The following is a 19259-nucleotide window of genomic DNA, read 5'->3' as shown; positions in this document are numbered from 1 at the left end:
GCTCTGTGAAGCATAAAGTAAACAATATCCACTTTGTCGGCATTGGCGGCAGCGGCATGAGCGGCATCGCCGAAGTGCTGGTCAACCTGGGCTACAAGGTGTCGGGCTCCGACCTGGGCAGCAATGCGGCGACGCAGCGACTGGCGAGCCTTGGTGCGACCGTCATGCTCGGCCACGCGGCCGAGAACATCGGCGACGCCGATGCGGTGGTGACCTCGGGCGCCGTCCCGCAAGACAATCCGGAAGTTGCGGCTGCGCGCGCGCGCAAGATCCCGCTGGTGCCGCGCGCCGTGATGCTCGGTGAATTGATGCGTTTGAAGCGCGGCATCGCCATCGCCGGCACGCACGGCAAGACGACGACGACCAGCCTGGTCGCGTCCGTGCTGGCGCAGGGCGGCCTCGATCCTACTTTTGTGATCGGCGGACGCCTGACCAGCGCCGGCGCGAACGCCAAGCTCGGTTCCGGCGACTACCTGGTGGCCGAAGCCGATGAGTCGGACGCCTCGTTCCTGAACCTGACGCCGATGATCGAAGTGATCACGAATATCGATGCCGATCACATGGACACCTATGAGCACGATTTCGAAAAGCTCAAGCAGGCGTTCGTGCAGTTCACACACCGTCTGCCTTTCTATGGCCGCGCCATGCTGTGCATCGACGATCCGCACGTACGCGCCATCATCCCGTCCGTCACCAAGCCGGTCACCACCTACGGTTTCGCTGAAGACGCGCAAGTGCGCGCCATCAACGCGCGCGCCGTCGGCCTGGAAATGCATTTTACGGTGCTGCAGGAAGGCTATCCCGACCTCGACGTGGTGCTGAACCAGCCCGGCATGCACAACGTGCAAAATGCCTGCTCGGCGATCGCCATCGCGCGCGAAATCGGCATCGCCGACAGCGCCACGCAGCAGGGCCTGGCCGAGTTTTCCGGCGTGGGCCGGCGCTTCACGCGCTATGGCGACGTGGCGCTGCCAAATGGCGGCAGCTTCTCCCTGGTCGACGATTTCGGCCATCATCCGGTGGAAACGGAAGTGACCCTGGCTGCCGCGCGCGCTGCCTATCCTGGCCGCCGCCTGGTGCTGGCGTTCCAGCCGCACCGCTACAGCCGCACGCGCGACCTGTTCGAGGATTTCGTCAAGGTGCTGGGTGCACCCGACGTGCTGCTCTTGTCCGAAGTGTATGCGGCAGGAGAAGCGCCTATCGTCGCCGCCGACGGCCGCGCCCTGGCGCATGCGCTGCGCGCGCGCGGCAAGATCGAACCGATTTTCGTCGAGTCCATGACGGACATGGCCGACACCATCATGAGCGTGGCGCGCGACGGAGACGTCGTGCTGACCATGGGAGCTGGCTCGATCAGCGGCATCCCGCAACAACTGACAACGTATCAATCTCACACTGTAAAGGCCTGACGTGAACCAAGCTTCAGCTATCGACGTTAAACAATTGGGCAAAGTCGGCGTCCTGTTCGGCGGCCGCTCGGCCGAGCGCGAAGTGTCGCTGATGTCCGGTGCCGGCGTGCTAGCCGCTTTGAAAAGTCATGGCGTGGATGCGCATGGCTTCGATACGGGCGAACGCAGCCTGGCCGAACTGGCCGCTGAACAATTTGATCGCGTCTTCATCGCGCTGCACGGCCGCTTCGGCGAAGACGGCAGCCTTCAGGGCGCGCTGGAGCAGCTGGGCATTCCCTACACGGGCAGCGGCGTGATGGCGTGTTCGGTGGGCATGGACAAGGTTTACACCAAGATGATCTGGCTGATGCACCAACTGCCGACGCCAAAATACGCGGTGCTCGATGGTAAATCGGACCTCGCCAAGGTGGCCTCCGAACTGGGCTTGCCGCTGATCGTCAAGCCGCCGCATGAGGGGTCGAGCATCGGCATTACGACGGTCAACGAAGCGTCGGCCTTCCAGGCAGCCTACGACATCGCCGCCGGTCTCGATGATTCGGTGCTGGCCGAGGAATTCATCAAGGGCCGCGAATTTACTGTGGCGATCCTGGGCAAGGGCGCCACGGCGCGCGCGCTGCCGCCGATTGAAATCGTCGCCCCGCAAGGTAATTACGACTATCAGAACAAGTACTTCACGGACGACACCAAGTACTTCTGCCCGCCGCAGCTGGACCCGGCGATCGTGGCCGAAATGGAGCGCATCGCCCTGGAAGCGTACCGCGCGCTCGGCTGCGAAGGCTGGGGACGTGTGGATGTGCTGATGCGCGCTGCCGACAGCAAGCTGTTCCTGCTGGAGGTGAATACCTCGCCGGGCATGACCGGTCACTCGCTCGTACCGATGGCGGCGCGCGCGGAAGGCACCAGCTATGAAGACCTGTGCCTGGAAATCGTTTCCGGCGCAAGCCTGAAAATGCACAAGGGACAGCGCTGATATGTGGCATGACGCTAAAAGCCTCAATACGACTGCCAACGGCTTGCTGGCCGCGGTTCTGGTCGTGTGCGTGGCGGCCGGCGTCTGGTGGGTGTCGCAGCGTCCCATGTTCGACCTGCGCACGATCAAGGTGGAAAGCGCGGACGACAAGGGCCTGCGCCACGTGAATTACCTGACCCTGCGCAGCGGCACCCTGGGGCGCATCAAGGGCAATTTCTTCACGACCAATCTGGAAAGCGTACGCGGGGTGTTCGAATCGGTGCCCTGGGTGCGCCGTGCCAGTGTGCGGCGCGAGTGGCCTAACCAGCTGATCGTGGCGCTGGAAGAACACGAGGCGCTGGGTACCTGGGGCGAGGATGGACGCCTGCTGTCGGTCAAGGGCGACGTGTTTACGGCCAATGTGGCCGAAGCCGAAGACGACCATGAATTGCCTGCCTTCGCCGGCCCCGATGGCAGCGAAAAGGAAGTTCTGGCGACCTACGTGCAGCTGGCAAAGTGGTTTTCGCCCCTGAAAATGGTGCCTGAATCGCTGTCGCTGTCGAGCCGCTATGCGTGGACCGTGAAACTGAACAACGGCATGAGCGTGGCGCTGGGGCGCGAGCAGAATCATACGACCCTGAAGGCGCGGGTCGACCGGCTGGTGGGCATCTACCCGCAGCTGGCGAGCCGGCTGGAGAATATCGACACGATCGATATGCGTTACCAGAATGGCCTGGCGCTCAGTTCCGCCGGCCTGGTGATACCGGCCGAAGGCAAGGATGGCAGGCCGGCGCCAGCGATCAAGAAGAAAAATGGCAGTCCGATTAAAAAACCGACTTAACCGAATAATCAATTTAACAATAGCCCAAAAAACTAGGCGACAGAAATGACAAAAGACGCGAAAAACCTGATCGTCGGCCTCGACATCGGCACCTCGAAAGTGGTGGCGGTGGTAGCCGAAGTGATGTCCGACGGGCGCCACGAAGTGATCGGGCTGGGCCAGCACGAATCGAAGGGCCTGAAAAAAGGCGTGGTGGTCAATATCGAGGCCACGGTGGAGTCCATCCAGCGCGCGCTGGAAGAGGCCGAGCTGATGGCTGACTGCAAGATCCGCAATGTCTATGCGGGCATTGCCGGCAGCCATATCCGCAGCTTCAATTCCAGCGGCATGGTGGCCATCAAGGACAAGGAAGTGACGGCGACCGACGTGGCGCGCGTCATCGAGACGGCAAAAGCGGTTAACATTCCGACCGATCAGCAATTGCTGCACACGGTGCCGCAAGAGTTTATCGTCGACAGCCAGGAAGATGTGCGCGAGCCTATCGGCATGAGCGGCATCCGCCTGGAGGTGAAGGTGCATATTGTCACCGGCGCCGTGTCGGCGGTGCAGAACATCGTCAAGTGCGTGCGCCGCTGCGGCCTGGAAGTGTCGGACCTGATCCTGCAGCCGATGGCGTCTGCCGATGCGGTGCTCACGCCCGATGAGAAGGAACTGGGCGTGGTGTTGATCGACATCGGCGGCGGCACGACCGATGTGGCGGTATTCTCCGATGGCGCGATCCGCCATACGGCAGTCATTCCCATCGCCGGCGACCAGATCACCAACGACATCGCCATGGCCTTGCGTACCCCGACCGCGGAAGCGGAAGAAATCAAGATCCGCTATGGCGTAGCCAAGCAGGTCCTGGCCGACCCCGGCGAATCGCTGGAAGTGCCGGGCCTGGGCGACCGTGGCCCGCGCAACCTGTCGCGCCAGGCGCTGGCGGCAGTGATCGAGCCGCGCGTCGAGGAGCTGTTCGCGATGGTGCACCAGGTGGTGCGCGAATCCGGTTATGAAGGCGTGCTGTCGTCGGGCATCGTGCTCACGGGCGGCACTTCCATCATGCCCGGCATGGTGGAAATGGCGGAAGACATTTTCCTGAAACCGGCGCGCCTGGGCACGCCCGAGTATCGGGGCCAGCTGGCCGACGTGGTGCGCAGTCCGCGCTATGCCACGGTATTGGGCCTGCTGCTGGAAGCGAAGAAGCAATACCTGCGCGGCCACATTGTGACGCGTCAGGACGGCTCGGTGAAGGCAGTCTGGCAGCGCATGAAGGAATGGTTTTTAGGGAATTTTTAAGGGCGTATTTCAGGCCCGGCAGCACAGGTTTTTTGGCAGCATCGCAGGTACACACACATAACTTTATTTTATATTTAACCGCAGTTTTCAATCTCCAGTTCTCCTACCAATATGAGGCCTGGCGCTTGGAAACCGCATCTGATAGGAGCACATCATGGAGTTCGATATGGTCGATAACACAGCTATAGGTACCGTCATCAAGGTCGTCGGCGTCGGCGGTGCGGGTGGCAATGCAGTCCAACACATGATCAACAAAGGCATGTCGGGTGTGGAGTTCATTGCCGCCAACACCGACGCACAGGCCCTGTCGACATCGAAGGCGCACAACATCATCCAGATCGGCGATACCGGTCTGGGCGCCGGCATGAAGCCTGCCGTCGGCCGCCAGCTGGCCGAAGAATCGCGCGCGCGCATCGCCGATGCGCTGCGCGGCGCGCACATGGTTTTCATCGCTGCCGGCATGGGCGGCGGCACGGGCACGGGCGCCGCTCCTATCGTCGCCGAAGTGGCCAAGGAACTGGGCGCGCTGACGGTGGCCGTGGTATCGAAGCCATTCTCGTACGAAGGCCAGAAGTGCATGGACATCGCCGACGAAGGCCTGGAGCAGCTGTCCTTGCACGTCGATTCGCTGATCATCATCCTCAATGAAAAACTGGAAGAGATCTACGAAGACGAAAGCATGCTGGAATGGATGCAGCACGCCGATGATGTGCTCAATAACGCGGTGGCCGGCATTGCCGAGATCATCAACGTGCCGGGTCATATCAATGTCGACTTCAACGACGTGAAAACCATCATGGGCGAGCAGGGCAAGGCCATGATGGGCACGGCGACCGCTTCCGGCGTTGACCGCGCGCGCATCGCCGCCGAACAGGCTGTCGCTTCGCCGCTGTTGGATGGCATCGACCTGTCCGGCGCGCGCGGCGTGCTGGTCAACGTCACGGCCAGCCGTGGCTTGAAGGGTAAAGAGATCAAGGAAGTCATGGCTGCCGTGCGCGCCTTTGCCGCACCGGACGCGTCGATCGCGCAAGGTATCGCCTACGACGACGCCATGGGCGACGATATCCGCGTTACCGTGGTGGCCACTGGCCTGGGCCGCGCGAAGAAGAACATCCAGCTGGTACCGCAGCAAGTGCTGCGCACCGGCACCCACAACAGCCCGCTGACCCCGTCAGCGGCGATGGGCGGCGCGCAGGCAGCGACGACCACCGTGGGTGTGGCCACGCCGGCTGCCGGTTTCGACGGCATGAAGGCGCCGGCAGTATGGCGTCGCGAATCGGCTTCCGAGCAAGTGCGCGCGATGGAAAAGAATGGCATGGAGACGTATGACATTCCAGCCTTCCTGCGTAAACAAGCGGATTAATATGAGCTAAGGTGATCTGATGTCAGCAAAGATGACGGCGGCCTGAGGGCCGCCGTTTTTTTTTGCCGGGTTTTGACTTTTGCGTTTGCCTTTCCGGCCACTTTCTGCACAAATACGGCAAGTCAGGCATACTATCGCGCAGTGTCGGCATCATGCCGGCAGAACCAGATCCCGGGCGCTGTCCGCTCCACGGAACGGGCGGCGTCCATAACCGACAGTACACAAGGAGTCAACATGACCATCAAGATCGGCGACACCCTGCCAGAAGGCACCCTGGCCGAATTCATCGAAAGCGAAACCGAAGGTTGCGCACTGGGCCCGAACACGTTCAACGTACAAGACCTGGTCAAGGGCAAGAAGATCGCCATCTTCGGCCTGCCCGGCGCCTACACCCCAACCTGCTCCGCACAGCACGTGCCAGGCTACGTGCAGCACGCTGCCGACCTGAAAGCTGCGGGCGTCGATGAAATCTGGTGCATCTCCGTCAACGACGCGTTCGTGATGGGCGCCTGGGGCCGTGATCAGAAAGCCACCGGCGTCGTGCGCATGATGGCTGACGGCAATGCCGCCTACAGCAAGGCCCTGGGCCTGGATGCTGATTTCTCCAAGCACGGCATGGGTACGCGCTCGCAGCGCTACTCGATGCTGGTCGACAATGGCGTCGTGACGCAATTGAACATCGAGCAGGGCGGCAAGTTTGAAGTATCGAATGCCGAGACGCTGCTGGGCCAACTGGCTTAAGTTACATGGGGTCAGACCCGGCGGGTCTGACCCCTTCAAAAAACGGCGCCATCGGCGCCGTTTTTTTATTGCACCTGAGGTTTCGTCGCCTCGAACATGGCCGCATCGATACTGAACGAATAATCGTCCTGCAGCGCAAAATATCGCCGCGCTTCATCGGGCGCGCCATCGAACAGATTACGGATGGCCGCTACGCGTTCGGCGGGAGTGCGCATGCGCGCCACCCACTCGTCAAACTGCATGCTCAGTTTCCATACACTGCGCAAGCTGTGCGTGAATCCTGCATGGTCGAACTTGGCGCCCCATTCGCACGTACGGTAGTCGCGTACGTGCGAGGCGTCGCGCAGCATTTCCACCGCCTGCAGGGTGCTGTCGTACAGGGCCGTCTTGGGCGCCACGATGTCGACCACTAATAAGGTGCCGTTGGGACGCAGCACGCGCCAGGCTTCCGCCAGTGCGCCCGCCACGTCGTTCCAGTGGTGGGCGGAAAAGCGCGTGACGACCATGTCGAAGCTGGCGTCGGCAAACGGCAGGCGGGCCACATCGCCCACTTGCGTGCAGATGTTGTGCAAGCCGCGCTGCGCCTTGGCGTAGTCCACCACGTCGAGCATCGGCTGCGCCAGGTCGTAGGCGACGACTGACTTGGCCACGGGAGCGACGGCGAAGCTGGCGTGGCCGGCGCCGCAGCCCAGGTCCAGGACGACTGGCTTGCCATGGCGGCGCGCACATTCCTGCATCAGCACCAGGTCGGCGCCTTGCGCGTGCACCGCGCTGCTCAGGTAGGCGTTGGCCGTCTTGCCAAACTGTTCGGTGACAACATCGTGCTGCTGCATGGTTTTCTCCTGTTGATGGGTGAGTTCCTGCAGAATAGGGATAAAATTATCCTGTAACAAGACCATAACTTATACTGGTATATCCACTACCATGCATCCCTGCCATGTCGAACAAACTCGCTGAATTCATCCGCGCCCGGCGCGAAGCCGTCACCCCCGCCATGGCTGGCTTGCCCGGTGGCGGGCGGCGGCGCACGCCTGGCTTGCGGCGCGAAGAGCTGGCGCAGCTGTGCGATGTCAGCCCTACCTGGCTGACCTGGCTGGAGCAGGGGCGCCCCGTGTCGGCGTCGGCCAAGATGCTGGCCCGCCTGGCGCAGGTGCTGCAGCTGAGCGCGGCAGAGCGCGCCTATCTGTTCGAAGTGGCCGACAAGCATGACCCCAGCCACGGTATAGGCGAAGGCGAGGGGCCAGCCGCCGCCGAGCTGGCCGCCATCGTTGCCGCCATCGACGCGCCCGCGTACATACTGGACCGGGAATGGAATGCCGTGGCGTGGAACGGGGCGGCGTCCGCTTTGTTCACGGGCTGGCTGCATGGCGAAGCGGCCGCACCGAACCAGCTGCGCTTCATGTTCCTGGCCCCTGGAGCGCGTGAGCTGATCGTCGGCTGGCCCGAGCGGGCGCAGCGCCTGGTGGCGGAGTTCCGTGCCGATATCGGCCGACAGGCGGACCAGGCGCCGCTGGCCGGCCTGATCGGCGAACTGACTGAGGCCAGCCTTGAATTTCGCCAGTGGTGGGACGCGCAGCAGGTGCAGGGCCGCGATGGCGGCTTGCGCCGCTTCCAGCATCCGCAGCAGGGCTTGCTCGGCTATCACCAGGTAACCTTGCACCTGGCGCGCCAGCATGAATTGAAACTGGTGATGCTGTTGCCTGTGTCATAAGGGAAAACAGCCGGGCTTGCTATAATCTGGCCGACCGCCTGGCCCTGCCTTTCCAAACCATGCTGTCCTGGCTCCGGCCGTCGCCATGATGACGGTCCCGCTCTTTCGCCAGGAGTCTGTCCTGCTACCCCGCAACCAAAACCTGCGCAGCATCTATGTGATGCTGGTCGCCGTCGCCATGTTTTCCCTGATGGACACGGCCATGAAGCTGCTGTCCGCCCATTATCCGCCGATGCAGGTGACGGCCTTGCGTGCCCTGTCGTCCCTGCCGCTCGTGTGCCTGTACCTGCTGTACCGTGGCGCCTTCAAGAACTTGCTGAAGGTGCGCTGGCCGCTGCACTTGCTGCGCGGCGCGCTGGGCGTGCTGATGATTACGCTGTTCGCCTACGGCTTGAAGCGCATGTCGCTGGCCGAGACGTATGCGCTGTTCTTCGTCGCCCCCTTGCTGATTACGGTCTTGTCGGTGTTTATCCTGAAGGAAAAAGTTGACTTCGCGCGCTGGTGCGCCATCGCCGTGGGGTTGCTGGGCGTGCTGGTGGCGCTGCGTCCCGACGGTTCGGGTTTCTTTTCGCTGGCCGGACTGGCCGTGCTGGGTTCTGCCGCCTGTTACGCCATTTCAGCCGTCACGGGGCGCATCCTGAGCCGCACGGACGCCAGCGAAAGCATGGTCTTCTGGCTGATGGTGATGATGGCCATCGGTGGCGTGGCCCTGTCGGCGCATGAATGGGTGAGCATCCGGCGCGAAGACTGGTGGCTGCTGGCTGGCCTGTCACTGAGCGGTTTCCTGGGCCAGCTGGCCATTACGGAGGCATTTCGCTTTGGCAAGGCGTCCAGCGTGGCGCCGTTCGAATACTCGGCCCTGGCCTGGGGCATGGCCCTGGACTGGATGCTGTGGCGCGCCCTGCCTGACGAATACACCCTGATCGGCGCGGCCATCATCATCGGCAGCGGCATTTACCTCGTGCGCAGGGAGGCTGTCCATGCCGAGAGCGAGCATCCATAAGTAACGGTTGTGGTATTTCTGGCGTGAGCCATGCCGCGCCGCAACGAAAATCCGGCAAATAGATATAATCGACAGATGTTAAAACAACGCACTATCAAACAACAGGTCCGCACCATCGGTGTCGGTTTGCACTCTGGCACCAAGGTCGAGCTGATCTTGCGCCCTGCCGCCATCGACACGGGCATCGTGTTTCGCCGCATCGACCTCGATCCCATCGTGGAGTTCCCCGCCAGCGCCATGGCTGTGGGCGATACGCGCATGGCTTCCGTGCTGATCAAGGATGGCGCCAGGGTGTCCACCGTGGAACACCTGATGTCGGCTGCGGCCGGCCTGGGCGTCGACAATATGGTCATCGACGTGAATGCAGAAGAAATTCCCATCATGGATGGTTCCGCCTCGTCCTTCGTCTATCTGCTGCAGCAGGCTGGCGTGGAAGAGCAGCAAGCGCCGAAGAAATTCATCAAGGTCATCAAGCCGGTGGAAGTGCGTCACGGCAAGGGCGACGCGGAGAAATGGGCGCGCTTGTCGCCGTACGACGGCTTCAAGCTCGATTTCTTTATTGAATTCAATCATCCGGCCGTCGATGGCACGATGCAGCGCGCCTCCGTCGACTTTGGCGACGTGTCGTACGTGCACGACGTGGCGCGCGCGCGCACCTTTGGCTTCATGCAGGACGTGGAAAGCTTGCGCGGCATGGGCCTGGCCCGTGGCGGTTCGCTGGAAAACGCCATCGTCATGGATGAATACCGTATCTTGAATGCCGATGGCTTGCGCTATGAAGACGAGTTCGTGCGCCACAAGATCCTCGACGCCATCGGCGACCTGTATCTGGTGGGCCACCCCTTGCTGGCGTATTACACGGCGCACAAGTCGGGCCACGCACTGAACAACCAGCTGCTGCTGGCGCTGCTGGAGCAGCCGGAATCGTATGAAATTGTCTCGTTCGATACCAACGAGGCGGCGCCGCAATCCTACCTGCGCCAGATGGAGCGCGAGTGGTCGTTGACCTGATCTGAGCGACACCTCATTAAACCTACTGCGCGTCGGCATAGGCGGCCTGCGATGCTCACCGTACCTTCGTACGGTTGCGCTTCTTAGCCACCTCTCCCTTCCGCTCGCTACGGTTTTCTGAGGTGTCAAAATGTTGCCGGGCAGTCTTAATCTTTAGGTTCGCGGTGGTGGCGGACCATGTTGCGCAGCGCCGCGATCAATTGCTCGTTCTGTTTCGACGCGGGCAGGGCCGTGCTCAGTTCTTCCAGGGCCGACATGGCCTTTTCCGGCAAGACCAGCGCGCGTGTATGCACGATGGGCGCGATGCTCTTGATCACTTGCACTTTCAGCTTGATGCCTGAAATCTGCCAGCCTTTCCTTTCCAGTTCCCCTTGCAGTTTCGGCAATTGCTGTTTGAGCTTGGCCGCCAGCGCCGCGTTCGGCGTTGCCAGCACCAGTTGGCCGCCTTCGAATTGCAGGATGTCGCAATGCTCGAACATCGCCGGCAATGCCTTGGCGCAATCTTTTTGCAGGGCGGCCAGGCGCGTGACGGTGGGCATCAGGGAGGCCATCGTCGCGTTGCCACGCAGAAAATCGGTCGCGCCCGTGACGGCCGGGCCCGAACGGGCAAAGCCGTAGCCGCGGCGTTCTGCCTTCGAGTAAGTGGGAGTTCGCATGGCCGAAACATAGCACACTCGCCCGCGCATGACGAGTGCGGCGACAGATACGGAGCAAGCTGGCTGGTCGTATTGCTTTACAGTATGGAAAATGTCCGCAATTTCTGCCATTTGTTTGTCATTAAGCTATTGTTATATGGTGCATTAGCCCAACCTTGGCGGGACGCATGATAAAATCATCGTCTTTTGCCATAGTCGAACTCCGTGCGGTCACGCGATTGTTACCTCGTTGTTACCTACCGAGCTTTTTTTAACGGCGTTTTTTCAAGAATTCAAGCATGTCATTACTGACCCAGATTTTCGGTAGCCGCAACCAGCGGCTGCTCAAGCAATACCAAAAAACGGTACGCGAGATCAATGCGCTCGAGCCGGCCATCGAAAAGCTGTCGGATGCCGAGCTGCAAGCGAAGACGCCTGCCTTCAAGGAACGCATCGCCGCTGGCGAATCGCTTGATGCCTTGTTGCCGGAAGCATTTGCCGTCTGCCGTGAGGCCAGCAAGCGCGTCCTGCGCATGCGCCACTTCGATGTGCAGATGATCGGCGGCATGGTCTTGCACTTTGGCAAGATTGCGGAGATGGGCACGGGCGAGGGCAAGACCCTGATGGCAACCTTGCCGGCCTACCTGAATGCCTTGTCGGGCAAGGGCGTGCATATCGTTACCGTCAATGATTACCTGGCGCAGCGCGATGCCGAGACCATGGGCCGCCTGTATGCATGGCTGGGCCTGTCGACAGGCGTGAACATGTCGCAGATGGAGCACAGCGCCAAGCAGCAGGCGTACAACTCCGACATCACGTATGGCACGAATAATGAATTCGGTTTCGACTTCTTGCGCGACAACATGGTCTATGAAGCGCGCGAAAGAGTGCAGCGCAGCCTGAACTTCGGCATCGTCGATGAAGTCGACTCGATCCTGATCGATGAAGCGCGTACGCCTTTGATCATTTCGGGCCAGGCCGAGAACCACACTGACCTGTATTACAAGATCAATGAAGTGCCTGCGCTGTTGACTTTGCAGATCGGCGAAGAAACGCCCGATGGCAAGGGCAAGGTTGACGTGCCGGGCGACTACACCAAGGATGAAAAGGCGCACCAGGTGCTGCTGACGGAAGCGGGCCATGAAAAGGCCGAGCGCATCCTGATGGAAATGGGCCTGCTGCCGGAAGGCGCCTCGCTGTACGATTCGGCCAACATCACCCTCGTGCACCACCTGTACGCGGCCCTGCGCGCGCACGCGCTGTACTTCAAGGATCAGCACTACGTGGTGCAGAACAGTGAAGTCGTCATCGTCGATGAATTCACGGGTCGTCTGATGACGGGCCGCCGCTGGTCCGATGGCTTGCACCAGGCAGTCGAAGCGAAAGAAGGCGTCAAGATCCAGAACGAGAACCAGACCCTGGCCTCGATCACCTTCCAGAACTACTTCCGCATGTACGCCAAGCTGGCCGGCATGACCGGTACGGCAGATACCGAAGCGTACGAGTTCCAGGAAATCTACGGCCTGGAAACGGTCGTGATCCCGCAGAACCGTCCGCTGCAGCGCAAGGACCGCCAGGATCAGGTCTACAAATCGTCGGCGGAAAAATACAACGCGATGTTGAACGACATCCGTGACTGCTACGAGCGCGGCCAGCCCGTGCTGGTGGGTACGACCTCGATCGAGAACTCGGAACTGTTGTCGGGCATCCTGACCAAGGCCGGTTTGCCGCACAACGTGCTGAACGCAAAACAGCATGCCCGCGAAGCGGAAATCATCGCTCAGGCAGGCCGTCCGAAAGCCATCACCATCGCCACCAACATGGCCGGTCGCGGTACGGACATCGTGCTGGGCGGCAACGTCGAGAACCAGATCAAGTTCATCGAAGCCAATCCTGAACTGAACGATGCCGACAAGGTCGCCCAGTCGCAGACCCTGCGCGATGAATGGCAATCGCTGCATGACCATGTGGTCAATGCTGGCGGCTTGCACATCATCGGCACCGAACGCCATGAATCGCGCCGCGTCGACAATCAGCTGCGTGGCCGTGCCGGTCGCCAGGGCGATCCGGGTTCGTCGCGCTTCTACCTGTCGCTCGACGACGCGCTGCTGCGCATCTTCGCCGGCGACCGCGTGCGCGCCGTGATGGACCGCCTGAAAATGCCGGAAGGCGAACCGATCGAGGCAGGCATTGTCTCGCGTTCGATCGAATCGGCCCAGCGCAAGGTTGAAGCGCGCAACTTCGACATCCGCAAGCAATTGCTGGAATACGATGACGTCGCCAATGACCAGCGCAAGGTGATTTACCAGCAGCGTAACGAGCTGCTGGAAACGACCGACATTTCGGAAATGATCGGCTCGCTGCGCCACGGCGTGTTCACCGACCTGGTGCACGAGTACGTGCCGCACGAATCGGTGGAAGAGCAGTGGGATATCAAAGGCCTGGAAAACACCCTGTCCAGCGAGTGGCAGCTCGACTTGCCGCTGCGTTCCATGCTGGAAGCCGATTCGAGCCTGACGGACGAAGAGATCCTGGAAAAAGTGCTGGTCGCAGCCGATGCCGTGTACCAGTCGAAGATCGATATCGTCGGCAAGGAATCGTTTGGCGGCTTCGAGCGCAATGTCATGTTGCAAAGCGTGGACAGCCACTGGCGCGAACATCTGGCGGCGCTCGATCACCTGCGCCAGGGTATTCATCTGCGCGGTTATGCGCAGAAGAACCCGAAACAGGAATACAAGCGCGAAGCGTTTGAACTGTTTGGCCAGATGCTCGACATGATCAAGAACGACGTCACGAAGCACGTGATGACGGTGCGTATCCAGTCGCGCGAAGAAGTCGATGCGGCCGAACAGGCGCTGCAGCAGTCGCATGTGGAAAACGTGCACTACCAGCACGCTGAATTCGACCCGAACGCGGCGCCGGAAGAACTGCTGGCGCCTACGGCTGGCGGCAACACGGACAACGTTGACGACATGAGCGTGAGCATGGGCGTCAAAGTGGGCCGCAACGACCCATGTCCTTGCGGCAGCGGCAAGAAGTACAAAGCCTGTCATGGAAAATTGGCGTAAAGCCGGTTTGGCAGCTTGAACAAGAACGGAGACTGCGGTCTCCGTTTTTTTATGCCGTTTCAATTTACGGGCGCGCATGTTCAACGGCGCCGCGAAGGCGCTACAATAGCGCTTCCATTTTCCCTCGCAGAAGAACTCCTATGGCCGTCAATTCTCCCAAGCCCGTCGCCGCCGACTTGAAAGCCGTCGCCGGCATTGAAATCGGTGTTGCCGAAGCCGGCATCAAAAAACCCAACCGCAAGGATTTGCTGGTATTGAAACTGGCACCGACGGCCACCGTGGCTGGCGTGTTCACCCTGAACCGCTTCTGCGCTGCGCCCGTGCAAATCTCGAAAGCCAACCTGGCCGCCGTGACGGCTGGCGCCGCGCCGATCCGCGCGCTGCTGGTCAACACGGGCAACGCGAATGCGGGCACGGGCGAATCGGGCCTGGCCGATGCGCAGGCCAGCTGCGCGGCGCTGGCCGAGCTGCTGGGCTGCGCGCCGCAGCAAATTCTGCCGTTTTCCACCGGCGTGATCCTCGAACCCCTGCCCGTGCAGCGCCTGGTCGCCGGCTTGCCGCAAGCCGTGGCCGCGCTGACGTCGGACAACTGGTTCTCGGCCGCCGAAGCCATCATGACCACTGACACGCAGCCAAAAGCGGGTTCGCGCATGGTCACCATCGGTGGCCACACGGTCACCTTGACGGGCATCAGCAAGGGCGCCGGCATGATCAAGCCGAACATGGCCACCATGCTGGGCTTTTTGGCGTTTGACGCCACCGTGGCCCAGCCCGTGCTCGACCAGCTGGTGAAGCAGGCGGCCGACAAATCGTTCAACTGCATCACCATCGACGGCGACACGTCCACCAATGACTCGTTCATGCTGGTCGCCACGGGCGCCGGCAGCCTGGTCATCGATTCGATCGATTCGCCACACTATGCGGAACTGGCCGCTGCCGTCACCGAACTGTCGACCTTCCTGGCGCAAGCCATCGTGCGCGATGGCGAAGGCGCCACCAAGTTCATGACCGTGACCGTGGAAGACGGCCGCAACGTGGAAGAATGCCGCAAGATCGCCTATTCCATCGCCCATTCGCCATTGGTGAAAACGGCCTTCTTCGCCTCCGACCCGAACCTGGGCCGCATCCTGGCCGCCATCGGCTACGCGGGCGTGGACGACCTGGACGTGGGCCAGTTGAACCTGTACCTGGACGACGTGTGGGTGGCCAAGAATGGCGGCCGCAACCCGGACTACCAGGAACAGGATGGCCAGCGCGTGATGCAGCAAAGCGAAATTACCATTCGCGTGAAGCTGGCTCGCGGCGAAGCCAAGGCGACCCTGTGGACATGCGACCTGTCGCATGACTACGTGTCGATCAACGCCGACTATCGCTCATGACCAGTCTCGATCTATTCCTGATCCGTGCCGAGGCCTTGCTGGCCAGGGTGGAAGCGATCTTGCCGCAGCCGATGCCCGCGCCGGACTGGAGCAGCTTTGCCTTCCGCTGGCGCCGGCGGCAGGGCGCAGCAGCGTATTTGCAGGCCGTGGCCCACGTGTCGTCCATCGCTTTGGACGACTTGCACAATATCGGCCCGCAAAAAGCGCAAATTGAACAGAACACGCGCCAGTTCGTTGCCAGCCGCCCGGCAAACAACGTGCTGCTGACGGGTGCGCGGGGTACGGGCAAGTCTTCCTTGATCAAGGCGTGCCTGAACCAGTTCGCTGGCCAGGGCCTGCGCCTGATCGAGGTGGACAAGGCCGACCTGGCCGACTTGCCCGACATCGTCGACCTGGTGGCGGCGCGTCCTGAGCGCTTCATCATCTTTTGCGACGACCTGTCGTTCGAAGAGGGCGAAAGCGGCTACAAGGCGCTGAAAGTGGCGCTCGACGGCAGCATCGCCGCACAATCGGACAATGTGCTGATCTACGCCACGTCGAATCGCCGTCACCTGATGCCGGAACGCATGTCGGACAACACCAGCTACAAGACGGACGACGATGGCGATTTGCATCCAGGCGAGACGGTGGAAGAGAAAATCTCGCTGTCCGAGCGCTTCGGTCTGTGGCTGTCGTTCTACCCGTTCAAGCAGGACGACTATCTCGATATCGCCGCGCACTGGCTGGCCTCGTTTGGCTGCACGCCGGAACAGATCGCGCAAGCGCGCGGCGACGCCCTGCGCTGGGCCTTGCAGCGCGGTTCGCGCTCGGGGCGAGTGGCCTGGCAATTCGCGCGCGATTACGCGGGAAAGCTGCCGCAATGAGCGAAGTGAGTTTGAAGGATAAAGTCCAGCCTGTTGATGTGGCCGTTGGCATCCTGATGAAGCCGAATGGCGATGTGCTGCTGGGCCAGCGCCCGGCAGGCAAACCGTATGACGGCTATTGGGAATTTCCTGGCGGCAAAGTCGAGCCGGGTGAGGCGATCCTCGATGCCTTGAAACGCGAGTTTGTCGAAGAGTTGGGGCTATATATCGACAGTGCAGAGGCCTGGTGCGGCATAGAATATGTGTATCCTCACGCCCATGTGCGCCTGCATTTTTATATCAGCCGCGATTGGCGGGGCGAGCCGCAAAGTCTGGAAGGGCAGGCGTTCGCCTGGCAGGGCACAGTCGGTGTGGAGCCCTTGCTGCCGGCTACCATTCCCCTGCTGGAATGGCTCGATGAGGTGCGCCGGGAATCCCTGGCGCCTGCTTAGTACACCTATCAAAACCTGCTGCGCGTCGGTATAGGCGGCCTGCGATGCTCACCGGCTCGGCGCCCCCGTACCTTCGTACGGTTGCGCTTCTTGGACACCTCTCCCTTCCGCTCGCTACGGTTTTGTTAGGGGTTGTCAATCTCTACTTGTGCCAGCGGGCAGCGCCATGCTGCGCGCTGGCGCAAACTATCCCCTTGCTTTCCTTGTATCGTGCGCGCTTTGCGCTACAGTACTTGCATCAAGCACCGGGGAGTTTCGCATGCCGCTGACACTGACCTTTACCGATACCGATGAATTGCTGATCGCCGCGTTGCACAAGCGTGCCCGTGCGCATGGGCGCAGCATCGAAGATGAGCACCGCGACATCTTGCGCAGCGCCTTGCGGCCCCTGCCGAAGCGCCCGCTCGACGATATTTTGCGCAGCATGCCCGACGTGGGACCCGACACGGATTTCGAACGCCGCTCCTGAGCCGCCATGCCCGCCTACCTGATCGATACGGATGTGATCATCGCGGCGCGCAAGGGCGGCGCTGCGCCGGCAGACGTGGTCACTTTTTTCGAAAGGGTGCCGCCTGAAGCGCGCTATGTGCCGGTGCAGGTGATTGCGCAATTGCGCGCAGGCATACAGCGCAGCTGGCGGCGCGAAGCGGCGCTGGAGGCACTGGCACTGGAAGGCTGGCTGCAAGCCGTGCTGGCAGAGTACGCGCCGCGGCTGCTGGAATTCGACCTCGATTGCGCGCTTGTGTGCTCGCGCGTGCATGGTCGCGGCCACGCGCACGGCGTGGATGGACAGATTGCTGCGATGGGTATTGCCTATGGCTTGACGGTGCTTAGTGGCAGGCTCGACGGTTTCAGGGCGAAGGGTTTGCGCCTGGAAAATCCGTTCCGCTGAGAATTACTGCGGTTTGTTGTCTTCGTCAGCCAGCGGATCTTCGAATGGATCGGCGGCGGGGATCGTGTATTTTTCTTCGGCCCAGGCGCCCAGGTCGATCTGCTTGCAGCGCTCCGAGCAGAAGGGGCGGAATTTGTTGGCCTCAGTCCATTCGACTTTGGCGGCACAGGTAGGGCAGTTTACGACGGTCATGGTAATAACAGTTAAAAATTACAGAGCGTGAGCTCGAACGGGATATCTTCTTCCAGCGGCTTGGGCTTCAGGTCGCCGCCCTGGGTGGTGAAGCGTACCCACAGCATATATTTGTTGGCGGAAATTTCCGGGATGGCGCCGCTGTTTTCATCCAGGCTCAAGCGCAGCATCTGATACACCTTGCCTTGCAGCATCTGCTGGTAGCTGCCGCCATTGGCGATCAGTTTAACGGGTCCGCCGGAATCGCGCAGCAGGCGCAATACCAGGGCCAGTGCATCGAACAGCGGTGCCAGCGGGGCAAACCAGGCGTGGATGTCGGTCAGGCGTTGCTCGGAACTGCGTTTTTGCCAGGCAAAGTAGGACGGCAAGTCAAATTCGCAGGCGCCGCCCGGGATGATGGTACGGCCGCGGATGCTCATCAGCCATTCATTGTCGCGGATATTCTGGCCCGTCTTGCCTTGCGCCGCCACCAGGGCGCCGCTGACACTGTCGAGTTCACCAAGGATGGCGTCCAGGGTTTCCGGCTCCACATTCGGATTGCTGCGGTAGCCCAGCAGGCTCTGGCGCTGGCGCTCGAGTTCCTGCAACAGGTCGGACTTCAGGTCGGCGCGGCCGGCCACTTCGAGCATGTCGAAAATAGTTGCCAAGGCAACATGATGCTGCATTGCGTGCTCTTGCTGGATGAAGAACTTGAATTTGTCGTACAGGTCTTCCAGCCGCAACAAGGTACGTATGCGTTCGTTGAAAGGGTATTCGTAGACAATCAAAATAATTCCCTTAAGTAAGGACCTGCAAACAATCCCGTGATTTTGAACCAAGCGTCGACAAATTACAAACGTTGCGGCCCGATTCCGGCCATTCTTTTTGAAAATGCCAGATATAAATCGTGCAACTGGGCAATCTGCGGCTCCAGGGCGGCCAAATCGCCGTTATTGTCGATCACATCGTCCGCCGCCGCCAGGCGCATGGCGCGCGTGGCTTGCGTCGCCATGATGGCGTTGACTTGTTCTTCCGATAAACCATTGCGCGCCATCACGCGCGACACTTGCAGGCTTTCCAGGCAATCGATGACCAGCACGCGGTTGACACGCTCCACCCATCCGCCGGACTCGACGAGCAAGGGCACGGCAAAGATCACATAGCTGCCCTTCGCTGCGGCGGCGGCCGCCAGGGTGGCCTGGCGGATGCGCGGATGCAGGATGGCTTCCAGTCTTGCCTTGGCGGCGGCGTCGGAAAACACGAGCTTGCGCATCCTGGTACGGTCGAGGGCCCCGCGCGCATCGGCGTAGTCGGGACCAAATTCCGCCACCAGGGCTGGCATGGCCGCGCCATTGGGCGCCGTCAGGCTGTGCGCGATCAGGTCGGTGTCAACAATGGTGGCGCCGCGCGCGGCGAACAGGTCGGCCACCGTGCTCTTGCCGCAACCGATGCCGCCGGTGAGTCCCACGCTGAAATAAGGGGCGTCTTGTCGTTGCATGTGTTTATCCATAGGG

The 19259-nt window shown here is 61.2% G+C and carries 20 protein-coding genes; 15 read left to right on the top strand and 5 right to left on the bottom strand.

What is annotated here, in order from left to right; all coding sequences use genetic code 11:
* Positions 1-5 precede the first annotated feature (5 nt).
* The 6 genes from murC to C8C89_RS00225 all read left to right on the top strand — a co-directional run bounded on the left by murC (position 6) and on the right by C8C89_RS00225 (position 6581).
* The gene (gene murC, locus C8C89_RS00250; RefSeq protein ID WP_101483930.1) at positions 6-1409 is read left to right on the top strand and encodes a UDP-N-acetylmuramate--L-alanine ligase; all 1404 of its coding nucleotides are present in this window, start codon (positions 6-8) and stop codon (positions 1407-1409) included.
* 1 nt (position 1410) lies between these two features.
* Positions 1411-2379 (top strand): D-alanine--D-alanine ligase, encoded by a 969-nt coding sequence (locus C8C89_RS00245; protein ID WP_243857850.1) that lies wholly within the window; start codon positions 1411-1413, stop codon positions 2377-2379.
* Position 2380: 1 nt separating this feature from the next.
* Positions 2381-3199 carry a cell division protein FtsQ/DivIB gene (locus C8C89_RS00240; protein ID WP_101483932.1) on the top strand — a complete coding sequence of 273 codons (819 nt, stop codon included), beginning with the start codon at positions 2381-2383 and terminating at the stop codon, positions 3197-3199.
* 45 nt (positions 3200-3244) lie between these two features.
* Positions 3245-4477, top strand: coding sequence for a cell division protein FtsA (ftsA, locus tag C8C89_RS00235; protein WP_010394955.1), 1233 nt, complete (start codon positions 3245-3247; stop codon positions 4475-4477).
* 154 nt (positions 4478-4631) lie between these two features.
* Complete coding sequence (gene ftsZ, locus C8C89_RS00230) at positions 4632-5840, top strand: cell division protein FtsZ (RefSeq protein WP_101483933.1); 1209 nt, start codon at positions 4632-4634, stop codon at positions 5838-5840.
* A 234-nt stretch (positions 5841-6074) separates the two neighbouring features.
* Positions 6075-6581, top strand: a complete 507-nt coding sequence (locus C8C89_RS00225) for a peroxiredoxin (protein ID WP_101483934.1) — start codon at positions 6075-6077, stop codon at positions 6579-6581.
* A 65-nt stretch (positions 6582-6646) separates the two neighbouring features.
* Here C8C89_RS00225 and C8C89_RS00220 read toward each other — a convergent pair whose 3' ends face one another.
* Positions 6647-7414, bottom strand: coding sequence for a class I SAM-dependent methyltransferase (locus C8C89_RS00220; protein WP_133988611.1), 768 nt, complete (start codon positions 7412-7414; stop codon positions 6647-6649).
* Between the two features lie 104 nt (positions 7415-7518).
* Here C8C89_RS00220 and C8C89_RS00215 point away from each other — a divergent pair, with 104 nt between their 5' ends.
* From C8C89_RS00215 to lpxC, 3 genes are all read left to right on the top strand, one after another.
* A complete protein-coding gene (locus C8C89_RS00215) occupies positions 7519-8292 on the top strand; it encodes a helix-turn-helix transcriptional regulator (RefSeq protein WP_133988610.1) in 774 nt (257 codons plus the stop codon).
* A 160-nt stretch (positions 8293-8452) separates the two neighbouring features.
* Complete coding sequence (locus tag C8C89_RS00210; protein ID WP_101484870.1) at positions 8453-9295, top strand: DMT family transporter; 843 nt, start codon at positions 8453-8455, stop codon at positions 9293-9295.
* 75 nt (positions 9296-9370) lie between these two features.
* Positions 9371-10306 (top strand): UDP-3-O-acyl-N-acetylglucosamine deacetylase, encoded by a 936-nt coding sequence (gene lpxC / locus C8C89_RS00205; RefSeq protein WP_133988609.1) that lies wholly within the window; start codon positions 9371-9373, stop codon positions 10304-10306.
* Between the two features lie 146 nt (positions 10307-10452).
* On the opposite strand, the gene C8C89_RS00200 is transcribed toward lpxC, so the two are convergent.
* On the bottom strand, positions 10453-10962 hold the full coding sequence (locus C8C89_RS00200) for a DciA family protein (RefSeq protein ID WP_101483938.1): 510 nt from the start codon (positions 10960-10962) through the stop codon (positions 10453-10455).
* A 278-nt stretch (positions 10963-11240) separates the two neighbouring features.
* Here C8C89_RS00200 and secA point away from each other — a divergent pair, with 278 nt between their 5' ends.
* From secA to C8C89_RS00170, 6 genes are all read left to right on the top strand, one after another.
* Positions 11241-14009: a preprotein translocase subunit SecA gene (gene secA, locus C8C89_RS00195; RefSeq protein ID WP_101483939.1), complete on the top strand. Its 2769-nt coding sequence runs from the start codon at positions 11241-11243 to the stop codon at positions 14007-14009.
* A 140-nt stretch (positions 14010-14149) separates the two neighbouring features.
* Positions 14150-15388 (top strand): bifunctional glutamate N-acetyltransferase/amino-acid acetyltransferase ArgJ, encoded by a 1239-nt coding sequence (argJ, locus tag C8C89_RS00190; protein WP_133988608.1) that lies wholly within the window; start codon positions 14150-14152, stop codon positions 15386-15388.
* Positions 15385-16251, top strand: coding sequence for an ATP-binding protein (locus C8C89_RS00185; protein ID WP_101483941.1), 867 nt, complete (start codon positions 15385-15387; stop codon positions 16249-16251). The genes argJ and C8C89_RS00185 overlap by 4 nt, the downstream gene beginning before the upstream one ends.
* Positions 16248-16682, top strand: coding sequence for an NUDIX domain-containing protein (locus C8C89_RS00180; RefSeq protein ID WP_101483942.1), 435 nt, complete (start codon positions 16248-16250; stop codon positions 16680-16682). Before C8C89_RS00185 ends, C8C89_RS00180 begins: the two co-directional genes overlap by 4 nt.
* A 259-nt stretch (positions 16683-16941) precedes the next feature.
* On the top strand, positions 16942-17151 hold the full coding sequence (locus C8C89_RS00175) for a DNA-binding protein (protein WP_101483943.1): 210 nt from the start codon (positions 16942-16944) through the stop codon (positions 17149-17151).
* A gap of 6 nt (positions 17152-17157) precedes the next feature.
* Positions 17158-17574: a VapC toxin family PIN domain ribonuclease gene (locus C8C89_RS00170; protein WP_133988607.1), complete on the top strand. Its 417-nt coding sequence runs from the start codon at positions 17158-17160 to the stop codon at positions 17572-17574.
* A gap of 3 nt (positions 17575-17577) precedes the next feature.
* Here C8C89_RS00170 and yacG read toward each other — a convergent pair whose 3' ends face one another.
* The 3 genes from yacG to coaE form a co-directional block, all read right to left on the bottom strand.
* On the bottom strand, positions 17578-17766 hold the full coding sequence (gene yacG / locus C8C89_RS00165) for a DNA gyrase inhibitor YacG (protein ID WP_101483945.1): 189 nt from the start codon (positions 17764-17766) through the stop codon (positions 17578-17580).
* 11 nt (positions 17767-17777) lie between these two features.
* Positions 17778-18533: a cell division protein ZapD gene (gene zapD, locus C8C89_RS00160; protein ID WP_133988606.1), complete on the bottom strand. Its 756-nt coding sequence runs from the start codon at positions 18531-18533 to the stop codon at positions 17778-17780.
* A gap of 62 nt (positions 18534-18595) precedes the next feature.
* Positions 18596-19243, bottom strand: coding sequence for a dephospho-CoA kinase (gene coaE, locus C8C89_RS00155; protein ID WP_133988605.1), 648 nt, complete (start codon positions 19241-19243; stop codon positions 18596-18598).
* Positions 19244-19259 lie beyond the last annotated feature (16 nt).

This window comes from Janthinobacterium sp. 75 (assembly GCF_004365495.1).
In the GTDB taxonomy this organism is placed as follows: domain Bacteria; phylum Pseudomonadota; class Gammaproteobacteria; order Burkholderiales; family Burkholderiaceae_D; genus Janthinobacterium.
Note: the sequence above shows the minus strand (reverse complement) of the source record. Positions and strands in the feature narration are given on the sequence as shown.

What these genes read in the sequence shown, in the direction of transcription:
- C8C89_RS00240 (WP_101483932.1), top strand. Translation starts at nt 2,381, where the DNA reads ATGTGGCATGACGCTAAAAGCCTCAATACGACTGCCAACGGCTTGCTG.
- C8C89_RS00215 (WP_133988610.1), top strand. Translation starts at nt 7,519, where the DNA reads ATGTCGAACAAACTCGCTGAATTCATCCGCGCCCGGCGCGAAGCCGTC.
- C8C89_RS00175 (WP_101483943.1), top strand. Translation starts at nt 16,942, where the DNA reads ATGCCGCTGACACTGACCTTTACCGATACCGATGAATTGCTGATCGCC.
- ftsA (WP_010394955.1), top strand. Translation starts at nt 3,245, where the DNA reads ATGACAAAAGACGCGAAAAACCTGATCGTCGGCCTCGACATCGGCACC.
- ftsZ (WP_101483933.1), top strand. Translation starts at nt 4,632, where the DNA reads ATGGAGTTCGATATGGTCGATAACACAGCTATAGGTACCGTCATCAAG.
- C8C89_RS00200 (WP_101483938.1), bottom strand. Translation starts at nt 10,962, where the DNA reads ATGCGAACTCCCACTTACTCGAAGGCAGAACGCCGCGGCTACGGCTTT.
- lpxC (WP_133988609.1), top strand. Translation starts at nt 9,371, where the DNA reads ATGTTAAAACAACGCACTATCAAACAACAGGTCCGCACCATCGGTGTC.
- C8C89_RS00220 (WP_133988611.1), bottom strand. Translation starts at nt 7,414, where the DNA reads ATGCAGCAGCACGATGTTGTCACCGAACAGTTTGGCAAGACGGCCAAC.
- argJ (WP_133988608.1), top strand. Translation starts at nt 14,150, where the DNA reads ATGGCCGTCAATTCTCCCAAGCCCGTCGCCGCCGACTTGAAAGCCGTC.
- yacG (WP_101483945.1), bottom strand. Translation starts at nt 17,766, where the DNA reads ATGACCGTCGTAAACTGCCCTACCTGTGCCGCCAAAGTCGAATGGACT.
- C8C89_RS00170 (WP_133988607.1), top strand. Translation starts at nt 17,158, where the DNA reads ATGCCCGCCTACCTGATCGATACGGATGTGATCATCGCGGCGCGCAAG.
- C8C89_RS00185 (WP_101483941.1), top strand. Translation starts at nt 15,385, where the DNA reads ATGACCAGTCTCGATCTATTCCTGATCCGTGCCGAGGCCTTGCTGGCC.
- C8C89_RS00225 (WP_101483934.1), top strand. Translation starts at nt 6,075, where the DNA reads ATGACCATCAAGATCGGCGACACCCTGCCAGAAGGCACCCTGGCCGAA.
- secA (WP_101483939.1), top strand. Translation starts at nt 11,241, where the DNA reads ATGTCATTACTGACCCAGATTTTCGGTAGCCGCAACCAGCGGCTGCTC.
- C8C89_RS00180 (WP_101483942.1), top strand. Translation starts at nt 16,248, where the DNA reads ATGAGCGAAGTGAGTTTGAAGGATAAAGTCCAGCCTGTTGATGTGGCC.
- coaE (WP_133988605.1), bottom strand. Translation starts at nt 19,243, where the DNA reads ATGCAACGACAAGACGCCCCTTATTTCAGCGTGGGACTCACCGGCGGC.
- C8C89_RS00210 (WP_101484870.1), top strand. Translation starts at nt 8,453, where the DNA reads ATGCTGGTCGCCGTCGCCATGTTTTCCCTGATGGACACGGCCATGAAG.